Consider the following 13,766-nt stretch of genomic DNA (forward strand, 5'->3'; position numbering starts at 1 on the left):
TTGGCGCTGGACTAAACAAAGGCCCCCTTTTAGGGGGCTCACACAAAGCCACCTTCTTTAGAAGGTGGTAATTTACTAGCGTGAGCTTGTCGGCTGAAGGTTAACTTAGATGTTTAACCCGCTTATATTGTGATATCAGGAACGTTGAATTATCGCCACTTTTCGTTCCATAAGCTTTTCTACGGCGGCGTTTTGCTTGTCAATATTGAGTTGCGGATCAAAGTCCAAAACGCGATTGCAAGATTCGAGACTGGCAAATTGATTTAAACATTCACCAAGCTCTCTTTTAGAGCTTGTTCGCGTCATACTGCTTTCTGATGAGGAGAGTAGGGTGACTTTACGGCCATGAAACGTTCCTTGCGGCACTGCATCACTTTGCTGCGCTTGTTGAACGTCATGAACCGATGAATTGGTGTATGTGGATTGGATGTCATTGGACATAAAGACACCTAAACTCTCAAGTCTAAAGTTTGTGGCATCGGTGGTGCCTTATCAATAGTTACATGAGAAGACAATAACGCTTCCCACGACTCGCTGTGCGTCAGCAATTCTGCTAAAGCTGTTTCAAAATATTCGTAATCCAGTCGCCTAATGTTAATGAGTCGGTTTAAACATAGGACATGTCGGTGGTTATCTAAACTAAAAAATAACTGGTGCTCAGGCCAGTGATAATTAAAGGCCAAGAAAGAGCGATAAAGATCGGAATTTACAATTTGAAGGCCAACAATCTCAGCTTCGAGCTGCAGAGTTGTCGATTCAGGATGAAAGATGATATGCACCCTTAGATTATCATCAAAGGCTAAGCTTACTTCATTTTCCGTTAGATGCAGTGCAGGCAAGCCTATTTGATGAGCAAACTTTAGCAAAATCTCATCGATAGTTTGGCGTGCTGACATAGGAATAGTCCCTTTTGAAATTTTATCAAGGAAAATATTAGATGTATCTCTTCATGTTTATCAATATTAGTCGGTTGTTATTATATTTTGGCTTTTAAATGTGTTGAGAGAAATAGAAAGGCAAAAGTAAATGTGTTCAGATGCATATCTCGATGGTAATGATATATATGAATATCACTTTTCTCTAATAAACTTCAATTAAGGAAGGAATGAAAGAGAACAGAAACTGCTTTTGAAATTACAGTCCATGTTAACTACGTGTTGTTGAAAAATGCGATTTATTGTCCGCTTGTAGTATAAATATAAGTTGATCTTTTATATTTTTACATAAAGAATTGTGTGAATTTCAAATGAGCTAGATTATATAAAATACGTTTATGGGGTCATAATGAACAATTCTATATGGGCTGGTTTTATTGGGTTATTCATACTGAGTGGGTGCAGTCAGACTGTGTCCGTCAATGGGGTGGATGGCTTTGATACACAGAGTCAGGCATCAGTCTATGGTTGGGTTTCTGTCGACGGCTACTTTCCACCTTCGATTACTTCTCTTGAAGTGGAAATATGTAAAGTTATTGATAATCAATGTTTTAAATCGGCATCTCAGAGCTACCAAGGCGTTCAGTTGCCTGTGCAGTATTCGTTTTTAATTGCACCAATTCAAGCTGGTGAAGGAAAAATGAAGATTATTGGAAAGCTTTATTCAAACGGTGAGCTCGTTGCTGAAAAAGAAAAGAACTATTTATTTTTAGAGGGAAATAAACAAGAAAACTTGATTCTTGTTCCAAAAATAAACAGATAAAATTTTAAGTACTACATTTTTATTAGAATTTTCTAATTTATAAAAATAAAGACCATATCTTTCCTTTTGTGAAAGATTTGTTGTCTTTTATAAACATTAATTACATGACTTTGAAGTCATCGGGTCAGTTGTTTTTTAGACTCATACTTGTTGCAAAAACAGTATTTTTTATGATTATATCTCGCTCCTTGAACACGTTGGCTTGGCGTTTTAGGCTATAAAACATACATTTTTATGATTTTGGAAATTTAATTTTGTTCTCGAAACGATGCCGAAATCTATTTAATTGTATTCTAATGTATAACAAAACAACCAAGCTTAAATAACGAAATGATATTTAAGTTTTGGCTAATGATAAACGCTATCTGATAAAAATAATAAAGACGGACAGCAGAAATTTACTAAGTCAAACTTTTACCTTTAGGTAAAGGTAATGCTTGGGTTATTCGCTAATTATTCGGGGGGTATGGTAAGTGATAGAACTTCTATGCTCTTTTCTTTGCTTCTTTAATTCATACAGCAGTACTTAGAAATAACAACAATCAAAGTAGTGCTTTGAAAGTTTCTCAACATTTGCACTGAGAAACTCAAAATAATGAAGGGTAGAAAATGGATGTGTCAGGCCAACTAAACTCAGAAAGGGTCGACTCGAGTTCACGAAAAATTCGTAGTTTTTCCTGCTATGAAAAATCTGACGAAGTATTTCACTCAGACCAGTCTCACATTGTTGTCGTTCACAATGGTCAGCTTCGAGTTCAAACAGGTGATTGCACAATCGATGTTGCTGCAGAAAATGGGGTATTTCTATCCCAAGGAGATTACTTGTTAGAGTACTCTCCGCTAGATGGGGCATACAAAGCGTCGATTATTGCCTACGACAATGAACTCGTTAGTCAGTTGCTGCAAAAACACAGTGATCTCTTGATGATGCTGCCTAAGGTAGACAAAGTTTGTTCTGGTTTGTTTACTTTTGGTTTGAACATACTCGTTGAACAAGTGCTTTCTAGCATGCAGACGCTTGAGCAACAAGCGTACCCTGATGCCATTATGTGCCTAAAATACGAAGAACTACTCATTCTCTTGCTACACAGCAAAGGAGGAGAATCACTGTATGCGTTGCTGTCACAACAAACAAACCGTACGTCGGAACGGTTACGTCGGTTTATGGAACAGCATTACTTAAAAGAATGGAAGTTGACAGACTACGCGCAGGAGTTTGGTGCCAGCTTAACCACTTTTAAAGAGCTTTTTAATGAGCACTATGGCATTTCTCCAAGAGCCTGGATCAGTGAGCGTCGACTACTGCATGCTCATAAACTGCTGTTGACGAGCAAGATGAGCATTGTAGATGTGGCGATGGAGGCAGGGTTTTCCAGCCAGTCTTACTTTACGCAGAGTTACCGTCGTCGTTTTGGAACGACCCCAAGCCGCGTACGTTCGGGAGACGATCAAGTGGCTATCGCGAAATGAAATGACTTGGGACTAAAATTTTCTGACTAATTTTGAAAGTCACTCACCAGTGTAAATTCTATTATGTATCGTGTAACAACGAACGATTAAAAATTATTACATCTCTTTCTTTCTGGATTGTTCGAAAGGGGTGCGGAGACGAACATAAATGAAAAAGCAGCATTGGCGACGCCGTTCGCTTTTTCCAGACAGCATAGTGACACAGCGGAAAGTGACTGTTTTACAAAGAGGAGCTCGTTATGAAAGCGCCTCGAAACCTACGCAGGATCTCAATGTTGTGCACGTCAATCACCGACAATTGTTGAGTGAAGGCGTCATAAATTATGAGCAGTTATCTTTACTTCAACGCTTGTTGGATAGAAATGTCGTCGATAGCCTGTGCGCTAGCCAGTTAGTTAAAACGTATCAAAAACTTGGTGCTTCGATAGACCGGTTTGCCATGCGTTTATTTTTGGAAATTGGATCGCAGCTCAGTGATAGCAGCACAATCACAACGTTCGAACAAAGGCTGGACTACATCAACTCTCGTCTGGGCTTTCGCTTTAATTTGGCTGTCCCAAAAACGTTGATGCTTTGTTTCCATTTATCACTCAACGAGTGGATTAACCGACAAGTCGAGCAAAGTGCTCTTCATGCTTCGATTAAAGTTGAACAACTTATCAATCAACTCGATATTCAGAAGGAATATTGGTCGAAGCTATCAGGGGAAGACACCAGTGCCGTCTTTGTTCAACAGCAACTCGATCTTATTAAGAGCCAGCAGCATCAACTTAAAAAGCAACTTGGGACGTTAAGCGAACAACAGTTGCAAGTGATTGAATGTCATCGTTCGTTAATTGAGAAGTGGCAACCGTCTTTAGACGAGCTGAAAGGGTTCGCGGAGTACACCTCTACAACCGAACAATTTATTTCTGAGTGGAAAAATTGGTGTTCGGAAGTGCGACTTGAAGCCCCTGAGCTGAACGAAGTTTGGGATGCATGCGATGTGGTTTACAACGACCAAAATGCGGTTGCGAAAGTATGGCAATGGTTCAAGAATATGCAAACTGTTGGTGATATCGATCACTACTATTTTGATACTCAAAGTGGTCAGTGCGGCCAGGCTTGCAATCACCTCAGCCAGATCTAAATAGGGCGTTAAATGTTAGATAAGATGATGAAATCTTTAGCGGAAGCGCTAAAGGTAGGGGATTTTATTGCCTCAGAAAATGGTTCTTACAACATCGAGGTTGACCAGTTATCACTGACCATCAAGCAACATGCGTCATGGATTTTATGGGAAGCGACGTTACCCTTCCAGTTTAAAGAGCATCTAGATTATCAACAAGAACAAGCGTTACAACGTTGCATGCAGCTCTCATTAAAAACCATTCGTGAGGATGGCGGCGTACTGACAACCAATGATGATCAGCAATTGATTTTGCAAAGTAAAGTAAGGGTTGAGGACTGTTCGGTGGAACGGTTCTCTGCTTTGCTTTCTAAGCACGTCAATCTATGCGAACGTTACATTGCATTATTGGAACAAGCACGCGTGAACCACACAATCAACCATACAGTGTGGTTACCATGATGCTAAAAATCTTTCCCAACATTAGGCGTGCTGCAACAAAGGCATTGTTATGCGCAGTGAGTGTTGTTCCTTTGGGATACGCGCAAGCAACAGACTTACACTGGCCCGAACAACCGTTCCGCTACTATGCAGATAACGACTCATTAAAAGAGTTGTTGAATAACTTCGGTGCAAATTATCGTGTCTCGGTTTCTGTTAGTGACAAAGTCAACGATCGAGTGAATGGGCGTTTTACCCCTGAAGATCCGGCGGAATTCCTCGATTACTTATCGCAAGTGTACAACTTGATGTGGTATTTCGATGGTGCCGTCTTACATGTCTATAAGGCGACAGAAACTCGCTCACGTTTACTTCAATTGGAATTACTTACGGCTAGAGAGCTACGCAGTACGTTAATTTCCACCGGCGTTTGGGATTCTCGTTATGGTTGGAGAGCTGCTGAGAGCAAAGGGTTAGTCTATCTTGCGGGTCCTCCACGTTATGTCGACTTAGTGGTACAAACGGCGGAGGCATTGGAAACGCGCTTGCTGCAGAAATCGAATTCAACCGACGAATTATTCGTTGAGATAATTCCTTTGAAGTACGCTTCTGCAACGGATAGAGAAATTGCATATCGAGATCAGACAATTACGGTCCCTGGCATCGCATCGGTGTTAAAACGGGTCGTGTCTGGTGTTCAAACTCAAGTGACGAGTGCGTCTAGCAAAGAAGTTACCAGTTCAGATAAGCCTGTAAAAAGTAATAAAACCGCCTCAGTTCATGGTGGCGCAACAGTTGAAGCAGAGCCGGGCCTTAATGCAATTATCGTTCGTGATACTCAAGCACGATTACCGCTCTATCGTAAACTGGTCGCGCAATTAGACCAGCCGCAATCAAGAATTGAAGTCGCGCTATCGATTGTCGATATCAGTGCCAACGATTTAAGTCAGTTAGGAGTGGATTGGCGAGCGGGAGTGTCTGTCGGAAACAACCGCATTGTTGATATCAAAACAACAGGTGATGTGAATTCGGGGGATGTGACGCTCGGCAGTGGACAGAACTTTAAGTCCTTGCTTGATTCAACCAACCTAAATTACTTGCTGGCTCAAATTCGTTTATTGGAATCCAAAGGCAGTGCTCAAGTGGTTTCAAGACCAACATTGTTAACTCAGGAAAATGTCGAAGCGGTACTGAACAACAGCAGCACGTTTTACGTCAAGCTGGTTGGTAAAGAAACCGCAGCGCTGGAAGAGGTCACGTATGGCACGTTACTGAGAATTGTCCCACGTATCGTTGGTGATAGATTTGCTGCACGACCTGAAATTAACCTGAGCCTTCATCTCGAAGACGGTGCAAAGATCGCTGATGGTGGCGTCGATGATCTTCCTTCCGTTCGTAAAACTGAAATCAGCACCTTAGCGACGGTTAAACAAGGGCAAAGCTTACTTATCGGTGGTGTGTACCGAGATGAAGTGAGCCATCAGTTACGTAAAGTGCCATTGCTAGGAGACATCCCATATTTAGGCGCGTTGTTTAGAAGTAATACCAATACTAAGCGCCGCACAGTACGAATGTTTATTTTAGAACCTCGAATTGTTGTGGATGGTATTGGCGATAGTGTGTTGATTGGCAACGAATATGACTTGCGACCAAGTATCGGCAAGCTTAACAACATCTCCAACAATAGCGCTGAATTTAAATCGGTAGTGGAAGTATATAGCTGCACATCGAGGGTTCAAGCCGAGCGCTATCAACAAGACTTATTGTCACAGCAAAAGTCGTCTCAATTAACGCAGTGCCAATTACCAACAGGGCAAAAGGGTTGGCGGGTGAAAGTATTGGAATGTGATGACTCACAAAGTGAGTGTGTGCGCCCTTCAGAGGAGTCTTAACCGCGATGCAGCAATGGAAAATTCGTATTTTATCAGGCGTGCATACCGGAGTAGAAGTCACCTTACCTGAAGGTGCTCTCGTGCTTGGCAGTGACGACTTTATTGCTGATCTTGTACTGTCTGATGCTGGGGTCGAAGCGAACCATTTCACCCTCGTTTGCCAGCAAGACTCGGTCATTTTACGAGGCTGCGAAGAGGCAAATATTAACAGTGAAGACATCGCTGTTGCAGGTGGTGGTATCGAGTTGTCACGCCATGCTGTTGTCTCGGTCGGCGTTGTGAAGTTCGCTCTGGGATACGCGGAAGATGCGTTAATTGTGAGTAACGTCAGCGACGAATCTAGCCAACAGAATACACCTGTGGTTGCTGTGCAACGCTCTAGCTGGAAAAAAACAACGCTCATCGCTTTGCTTTGTAGTTTTGTCCCGAGTGTCATTTTTGCCGGTATGTGGTACAGCCAAGCTAACGGAAACAACAATGAAATTGTTACAGAAGCAGAACCCATTGTTTTGGTGCGTAACATCTTAGGCGAGCTCAAACTTAGCGACGTTCGTGTGGAATGGAATGCCGCCGCACGCCAAGCAGTCCTAGAGGGCTATGTTGAAGACCGAACACAGAAACTCGATCTGCTTGGTCGAATTGATGTATTGGGCATCAATTACAAAAGTGACTTAAGAACGATGGAAGAAATCCGTCGCGGGGTTCGATTTATTTTGCGCAACCTCGGCTATCACCAAGTGAAAGTCGAAAATGGCGATGAGACCGGCACACTGCTGCTGACGGGCTATATCGATGATGCAAGCCGCTGGAACCAAGTTGAACAAATCTTGGAGCGAGACGTGCCGGGTCTTATTGCGTGGAAGGTTGAACTGCAGCGAGCGGGTGCCTACATGGATACGCTAAAAGCGTTATTGACGGATGCGGAGCTACTGAAAAAAGTCCAGTTGGTCACCAGCGGTGATCGCATCGAAGTTCGTGGTGAGCTTGATGATATCGAAACGACTCGATTTTACGGTGTGACCCGAGACTTCCGGGAACAATATGGTGAGAAACCGTACTTAGTTTTGAAATCCATACCTAAGGTGAGTAAAGGCACCAACATCGATTTCCCGTTTCGTAGCGTTAACTTTGGCCAGGTTCCATATGTGATTCTGACCGATAATGTTCGCTATATGGTCGGTGCAAGAACGCCTCAGGGCTACCGAATATCCAGTGTTACACCTGCTGGTATTGAGTTGGTTAAAGGCGGGCGGGTGATAACAATAGAACTCGGATATGAAGGCGAGACGAACAATGACAAATCTTGAACAAATTTTAAATAACGACACAAACGGTGCGGAAGTGCACAAGATTAAGAGCAAGCTCTTAGAAGCACAAGCGGTGGTGAAACGTCAGTTGGATTTAGGGTGCTCACCACAGCAGTACCAATTGCTACTCAAACAGTATGAAGCTTACACAGCCGCCCATGCGGTCGTTGAATCATACGAAGCTAACTAAAAAATACGAGGAAGTCTTATGTCATTTTACGATGCTAGTAACAGTGTAAACCTTGATGATGTTAAAGCTAAGTTAGAACAACAAGCGAAAGATGCCAACACAGAAGTGACGGCAGCCATCAAGAACCTAGAAACCAATGCCGATGATCCATCAAAGCTTGCCGAGCTTCAGCACGCGATCAACAAATGGTCTGTTGTTTACAATATCAATGCGACCACCACTCGTGCGATTAAAGATGTGATGCAGTCGATTCTCCAGAAGGTGTAAAGCATGGAACGAGAAACGCGCCAACTGCTGGCTGAAATCGCGCTGATGGCAACAGGTATGCATCGTCATCAAGAAGCCAACACGATTGCAGATGGCCTTGAAGCAAGCTCAGGTTCTGAAGAGACCGTTGCGATGATTCGTGCAATGAGCCTCATGAATAAAGGCTTGTATGAAGAGGCTCATCAATTACTCGAACCACTTTGTAACGCCTATCCAGATCTGATCAGCTTAGCGGCTCTTGCTTCTGCCAAAGCCGGTTTACTGAGCAAAGCGGAAAGCTGGGTAGAACTTGCGTCACAAGGAAGCGAAGAAAGCCAAGCATTTGCTGCGAGCTTTTCTCAGGACATTAGGAATCTTGGATGATCATTGATTCAAGTAACCTAAGTCTTCAACACCAATCTTTGCGTCAGTCGGAGTCGCGCCATTATGAGCGGAGCGATGAAGACAAGATGAAAACGTTCATGGAGCGAAGTGACAAGCAAGAGCAAGTTTCACATGTTTCTCCAAAAGAGACGCTAGAGAAAACAGAAGCGAAACTGGCGGAGATTAAAGCGTGGTACGAATCATTAAAAGACGCAGAGGTTGTCAGTAAACAAAGTGTCTTATCATCGTTAAATGAAGCGTTCTCCGACCCTCAAGTTAAACGAGAGGCAATGTGGTACGCCTTTCATGAGGCGAAGAGTGCAAAAGGCAACGAGCAGCCACAATCTGATTTGTTAAAGGTGTTGAAGCAGGAGTTACTAGGGAATTTTTCGGGACAGCTTATTGCCGAACCACCTGCTGATAAAACAGCACTAAAAGCAATGCTAGCGCAGCATTTTCCACTGGGTGCCCAGAAAGAACAAGCCTTATGGCATTGCTGGGCAGAGTTGAAGTCGTTACCTGATATGGCATCAACACTGGACATGGTTCGTGATGAACTTAGCTTCATGATCCAAAAAAATGCGATGGTGAAAAACATCATGACTCACAGTCACAAGTTAGATTTATCTTAGGAGTACATATGATAAACACGCAGTACACCGAGGTGATGCAAACCAACATTGATAAGTTGCAGGATGCGCAAGTCGAAGACGGTTTAAGCGAACGTTTTGAGCAAGCCATGTCGGTTCCCGAGGCAAGTAATGGCCTGGAGGGCGGTTTGCTAGAAAACATCAGCGAGTTGAAAAACACTATCGATAACGCGAAAAGTAACCTGCAAGACAACATGAAGATGGTGGGTGATGATCCGGCGCAATTACTGCAAATGCAGTGGGCGCTGACACGCATTACTTTTCAAGAAGAGCTGATCGCGAAAACCGTGGGTAAAACCACACAAAACGTAGAAACCTTATTGAAGGCACAATAGTGATGATGAATAAAATGAGAGCAGTTTTCATCATGCTCACGTTGTTTCTGGTAGGTTGTCAGACCGAGTTATACACCAACGTTACTCAGAAAGAGGGTAATGAGATGTTGTCGATCTTACTATCCGAAGGTGTCGTTGCAACAAAAGAACCTGACAAAGACAACACCGTCAAGTTAATGGTAGACAGTTCTCAAATCGCCTTCGCGGTAGATGCGCTAAAGCGAAAAGGTTATCCAAGAGAGCAGTTTTCCACACTGAAAGAAGTGTTTCCCAAAGACGATTTGATCTCGTCACCATTAGCAGAACGAGCACGTTTGGTATACGCGAAATCTCAAGAGCTCTCCTCAACCTTATCTCAGATTGATGGCGTGCTAGTGGCACGTGTTCATGTTGTTTTGGAAGATCAAGATCTGCGTCCAGGAGAGCGCCCAACTCCAGCTTCTGCCTCCGTATTTATTAAACACGCGGCAGATATTGCGCTTGATTCATATGTTCCGCAGATCAAATTATTAGTGAACAACAGTATTGAGGGGTTGAACTACGATCGAATCAGCGTAGTGATGGTACCCTCATCAGAGGTTCGAGTTGCTACTCAAAACAATCAATTTAAAAGCATTTTGTCGGTTCAGGTCACCAAAGAGACGGCGAATAATCTTATCGCCATTTTGGTGTTCTTGGTAGCGGCACTCATCGGCTCGAATATCGCTACTTTTACATGGTGTCGTAGGAACACGAAGCGTGGTTAAACCAGAAACACCACTCGCGCAGGTACAACACCAGTTTAACTATGCGCCTTGCCAGTACATCCATAGAAGTTGGATAGAGCAAAAGCAGCCTTGGTTACTAAATATCGAAGGCTGGAGAGATAACCCCATGTTCAACCAATGGTGTATCAATGAGTGGGCGTTATCTCCAGTTCCTGAGACGGCTTTTAACAGACCTTGTCATAGTTTGGCGTTGCTCCCAGCGGATGCGTTGAACCAACTCGTATTGATGGTGGGCGGAGCTTTACATTGTGTGGCAATGCGAGGCGTTGTTTTAAAACATCCGAAACAGGTTCTGAACAACGTCTTTGGATTGGAAGGCACTCGGTTCTTGATTCAAAACGGGTCGATGTTGTTGTCCAGTTGGCCGCAAGGTTGGCAACATCCGTTGCCAGAATCATTGGATGAGCGGTCTGTTGAAGCAAAAATGCAAGCGCTTGGGTACTCCTGGATAAGGTTTGTTTTAGTTAACTCGCCAGAAGACATTGTTCTGCGTTGGCAATTCAAACTAGAACAGCAGCTCAGCGAGAGTACGGAAATGGCTAGCTGGTTGGCAAAAGATCAGCGAGATCTGGCGTATCGACTCACAAAAAAAATCGCAAAACAGGTTATTCCTCAATGGTTTCATTTGTTGAAATAAAAACAGACAATTTGCAGCTGGCACCTGGCTTAAAGGTGCTGAAAGCGAAAGATTATGCCAGTTATCTGGATTCGCAACACTTAGTTGAAGCCGCGAACTCCAAAGCTGAAAGCATCATTGCTAATGCCCAACAAGCCTACGAAACCGAAAAACAACGTGGTTATCAAGATGGCCTTGCACAAGCCAAGATTGAAAATGCGCAAACGATGGTTGAAACCTTAGCACGTTGTAATGACTACTATCAGCAAGTCGAAGAAAAAATGACAGGTGTGGTGTTAGAAGCAGTACGTAAGATCATCGATACCTTCGATGATGTCGATACCACGGTGAGTGTAGTTCGAGAAGCGTTGCAACTGGTGAGTAACCAAAAGCAGGTCATTTTACATGTCCACCCAGAGCAGGTTGTTGAGGTGAGAGAAAAGGTGGCTGGTGTATTAAGTGATTTCCCTGAAGTCGGTTACGTTGACGTGGTAGCAGATGCGCGCTTGAAAAATGGAGGCTGCATTTTGGAAACAGAAGTTGGGATCATCGACGCCAGTATTGATGGACAGCTGCATGCATTAAAGCAAGCCATGGTGAAGCAGCTCAGCGAGCGTAAAATTACGATTCATGAATAAACCTCAAAAACTCAGCACTTGCTGAGTTTTTTCATTTTAATGCCTTTAAACAAAAAAAATCCGACCATTTCTAAAATATTCACTGCCATAAATCCTTAAGAATACACCTAAGAAAGCTGCTTAGTTGATAAGTGTTGCAACCAAGCAGCGCCTCTAAAACAAAAATAGGATTATTTAGTCGAATGGCTAATGGATTTATAACTTCTTTACTGACAGATTTTGCCAGCCGCTGCCAATTGGAGCCGTTGGTTTTTGATGAAGATGATTGTTGCCATCTACTCGTTGAGCAAAACACAGCAATCACAATTCGTGCACAAGAAGATCGTGTGACGCTTATCGGGCTGATTTCAGGCGATAAGCCGAGTGATGATACTTTGCATCAACATATGAAAGATGCCTTAACGCAAGGCTCTCCAGCGGTATTCTGGGGGGAAGAGACCGGATATATCGGTTTCATACACCTGCCTCAGCAACTGCTAACTGCATCTTTTTTCGATGAGTCATTTGCGAATTTCATCGAGTGGTTAAAAAGTGCGAATACACAAGAAGTAACCAATAAAACAATCGAAGTACCGGAAACGAATACCACTCATTTTTCCACATTAAGGGTTTAAAGCATGATCAGTTTTGGAAGTGTTAGCGCGTTGCAGGCCGCCATGCCGCAAGCTCGTAACGAGATACTTAACGAAGGTAAGCTGAGTATTGGTGGCAAAGAATACCAAATCAACGCAGCGACCCAAGAATTTACTCGCGCCAATCCTACGAATGGTGCGGTAGCGCGATTTTTTGAAGCGACAGGAAAACTGTTTCGCGAAGGTAGCCCACAATCGGTAGCGAAAGCCCTTACAAAAGCCGTATTTGATAATGAGCAAGGACAAGCTCAGCGTTTACAAGCTGCTTCTTCTGTTGAGCATGGACAAATGTTCTTCAAAGATGGAAGCATAAAAACCGCATCAGATGTCTTAAATGCCTTTGCGAAGTTAGACAGTAAATCAGTTCAGTCGAACTCTGCTGAGCTAAACCAGTTAGCTGAGCGAGCGATGACAGAGGCAATGTTAGAAACCGATTCTGGTAAAAACCTCACATCACTGATTGGCGAAAGTGCAGCGAAGTCGCTTGCTGGACGTGTAGTAAAGGACTACGGCGGTGGTATATCTGCAGCGCAGAAAAATCCAGCAGGTAGCATCAATCAAATGCAAGCGGTGTTTGATATGGAGGTGATGCATCTTAAATCGGCGCAACGTCATATCGAAGGTCTAGCAAGCACCGATCTAAGCCAAGGTGTATACGCTGAAGGACTGGCAGAGGACGTGTTTAACAAAAGTGGCGTAACCAATAATGTTGAAAGAGCTGCGGCGTGGATCATTAATGCTTCTAACTCAAAAGGAAACGATGCCGAAAATATTACGTCTTTACTGAAGGAATACGCGTCTAATGGTAAAGACTTATTGAATATGGAAAACCTAAAAGAGCTACACGCTCGATTGGTGCCTAATGTTGAGCGTGATTACCGAGGGCCAAATATTTCGGGTGGCACTTTGCCGTCAAGTATTGGCGGTGAGGGCATGTTAAAGCAGCACATTGAAGGCTTTTTGAAAGAGAACCCTGTAGAAGATAAAGACTTAGGTAAACATTTGTTCGCCGGAGTTATCGGGTACCATGGCTTTACAGATGGAAATGGTCGCATGGGGCGCATGCTATACGCGATAGCAGAACTTCGTAACGACTCGTTCAATCCTTTAGCTATGGATGCAGAAAATAGCCTTCACGGTATTAAGTGATTTTCTACTTCTATTTAATTTTCGGAGCGGCGATTGCCGCTCTTTTATTTTCCAGCTTAACCTTAATTTTTCTTCTCAATAAAACGGATAATAGCAATAAAAATGAGACGTTGAAATAAAGTGTCGGTTTCTATCTCGCCATAAAATCGCTTTTATCCTTATTCGCTTATTTAAATGAGCCGTTATACCCAAGTGGCTTCGCTGCAATAAATATATCGATGTCACTTAGTTATAATAAATTAG

At 43.2% G+C, this 13,766-nt stretch carries 18 protein-coding genes; 16 read left to right on the plus strand and 2 right to left on the minus strand.

The annotated features are described in order from the left end of the window. Positions 1 to 135 precede the first annotated feature (135 nt). Positions 136 to 441 carry a T3SS regulon translocated regulator ExsE2 gene (exsE2, locus tag R7Q47_RS10440; protein ID WP_005377171.1) on the minus strand — a complete coding sequence of 102 codons (306 nt, stop codon included), beginning with the start codon at positions 439 to 441 and terminating at the stop codon, positions 136 to 138. Positions 442 to 449: 8 nt separating this feature from the next. Then, positions 450 to 896, minus strand: coding sequence for a type III secretion system regulatory chaperone ExsC (gene exsC, locus R7Q47_RS10445; protein WP_017821349.1), 447 nt, complete (start codon positions 894 to 896; stop codon positions 450 to 452). A gap of 388 nt (positions 897 to 1,284) precedes the next feature. On the opposite strand from exsC, the gene R7Q47_RS10450 reads away from it, so the two are divergent. The 16 genes from R7Q47_RS10450 to R7Q47_RS10525 all read left to right on the plus strand — a co-directional run bounded on the left by R7Q47_RS10450 (position 1,285) and on the right by R7Q47_RS10525 (position 13,523). Further along, positions 1,285 to 1,698, plus strand: a complete 414-nt coding sequence (locus R7Q47_RS10450; RefSeq protein WP_154204533.1) for a YscW family type III secretion system pilotin — start codon at positions 1,285 to 1,287, stop codon at positions 1,696 to 1,698. A 609-nt stretch (positions 1,699 to 2,307) separates the two neighbouring features. Beyond that, positions 2,308 to 3,168, plus strand: a complete 861-nt coding sequence (locus R7Q47_RS10455; RefSeq protein WP_005377191.1) for an AraC family transcriptional regulator — start codon at positions 2,308 to 2,310, stop codon at positions 3,166 to 3,168. A gap of 148 nt (positions 3,169 to 3,316) precedes the next feature. Then, on the plus strand, positions 3,317 to 4,297 hold the full coding sequence (locus tag R7Q47_RS10460) for a T3SS regulon anti-activator ExsD domain-containing protein (protein ID WP_154204534.1): 981 nt from the start codon (positions 3,317 to 3,319) through the stop codon (positions 4,295 to 4,297). Between the two features lie 12 nt (positions 4,298 to 4,309). Further along, a complete protein-coding gene (locus R7Q47_RS10465) occupies positions 4,310 to 4,738 on the plus strand; it encodes a YscB family type III secretion system chaperone (protein ID WP_017821346.1) in 429 nt (142 codons plus the stop codon). Continuing rightward, positions 4,735 to 6,609: a type III secretion system outer membrane ring subunit SctC gene (gene sctC, locus R7Q47_RS10470; protein ID WP_238939336.1), complete on the plus strand. Its 1,875-nt coding sequence runs from the start codon at positions 4,735 to 4,737 to the stop codon at positions 6,607 to 6,609. The genes R7Q47_RS10465 and sctC overlap by 4 nt, the downstream gene beginning before the upstream one ends. Positions 6,610 to 6,614: 5 nt before the next feature. After that, a complete protein-coding gene (sctD, locus tag R7Q47_RS10475; RefSeq protein WP_154204535.1) occupies positions 6,615 to 7,916 on the plus strand; it encodes a type III secretion system inner membrane ring subunit SctD in 1,302 nt (433 codons plus the stop codon). Next, on the plus strand, positions 7,903 to 8,106 hold the full coding sequence (locus tag R7Q47_RS10480; protein ID WP_005377198.1) for an EscE/YscE/SsaE family type III secretion system needle protein co-chaperone: 204 nt from the start codon (positions 7,903 to 7,905) through the stop codon (positions 8,104 to 8,106). Before sctD ends, R7Q47_RS10480 begins: the two co-directional genes overlap by 14 nt. Before the next feature lie 18 nt (positions 8,107 to 8,124). Continuing rightward, positions 8,125 to 8,373, plus strand: a complete 249-nt coding sequence (gene sctF / locus R7Q47_RS10485; RefSeq protein ID WP_005377199.1) for a type III secretion system needle filament subunit SctF — start codon at positions 8,125 to 8,127, stop codon at positions 8,371 to 8,373. 3 nt (positions 8,374 to 8,376) lie between these two features. After that, on the plus strand, positions 8,377 to 8,736 hold the full coding sequence (locus tag R7Q47_RS10490) for a YscG family type III secretion system chaperone (RefSeq protein WP_005377200.1): 360 nt from the start codon (positions 8,377 to 8,379) through the stop codon (positions 8,734 to 8,736). After that, the gene (locus R7Q47_RS10495) at positions 8,733 to 9,368 is read left to right on the plus strand and encodes a YopR family T3SS polymerization control protein (RefSeq protein WP_186584992.1); all 636 of its coding nucleotides are present in this window, start codon (positions 8,733 to 8,735) and stop codon (positions 9,366 to 9,368) included. The genes R7Q47_RS10490 and R7Q47_RS10495 overlap by 4 nt, the downstream gene beginning before the upstream one ends. An 8-nt stretch (positions 9,369 to 9,376) precedes the next feature. Continuing rightward, positions 9,377 to 9,721, plus strand: a complete 345-nt coding sequence (gene sctI / locus R7Q47_RS10500; protein ID WP_005387149.1) for a type III secretion system inner rod subunit SctI — start codon at positions 9,377 to 9,379, stop codon at positions 9,719 to 9,721. After that, positions 9,721 to 10,467: a type III secretion system inner membrane ring lipoprotein SctJ gene (gene sctJ / locus R7Q47_RS10505; RefSeq protein WP_086012989.1), complete on the plus strand. Its 747-nt coding sequence runs from the start codon at positions 9,721 to 9,723 to the stop codon at positions 10,465 to 10,467. The genes sctI and sctJ overlap by 1 nt, the downstream gene beginning before the upstream one ends. After that, the gene (vscK, locus tag R7Q47_RS10510; protein WP_318088963.1) at positions 10,460 to 11,125 is read left to right on the plus strand and encodes a SctK family type III secretion system sorting platform protein VscK; all 666 of its coding nucleotides are present in this window, start codon (positions 10,460 to 10,462) and stop codon (positions 11,123 to 11,125) included. Before sctJ ends, vscK begins: the two co-directional genes overlap by 8 nt. Further along, the gene (locus R7Q47_RS10515; protein ID WP_005387146.1) at positions 11,104 to 11,742 is read left to right on the plus strand and encodes an HrpE/YscL family type III secretion apparatus protein; all 639 of its coding nucleotides are present in this window, start codon (positions 11,104 to 11,106) and stop codon (positions 11,740 to 11,742) included. The genes vscK and R7Q47_RS10515 overlap by 22 nt, the downstream gene beginning before the upstream one ends. A gap of 182 nt (positions 11,743 to 11,924) precedes the next feature. After that, complete coding sequence (locus R7Q47_RS10520; protein WP_213971029.1) at positions 11,925 to 12,356, plus strand: CesT family type III secretion system chaperone; 432 nt, start codon at positions 11,925 to 11,927, stop codon at positions 12,354 to 12,356. A gap of 3 nt (positions 12,357 to 12,359) precedes the next feature. Then, positions 12,360 to 13,523, plus strand: coding sequence for a VopS family T3SS effector adenosine monophosphate-protein transferase (locus R7Q47_RS10525; RefSeq protein ID WP_154204538.1), 1,164 nt, complete (start codon positions 12,360 to 12,362; stop codon positions 13,521 to 13,523). Positions 13,524 to 13,766 lie beyond the last annotated feature (243 nt).

It is taken from the genome of Vibrio sp. Vb0349, assembly GCF_033338975.1.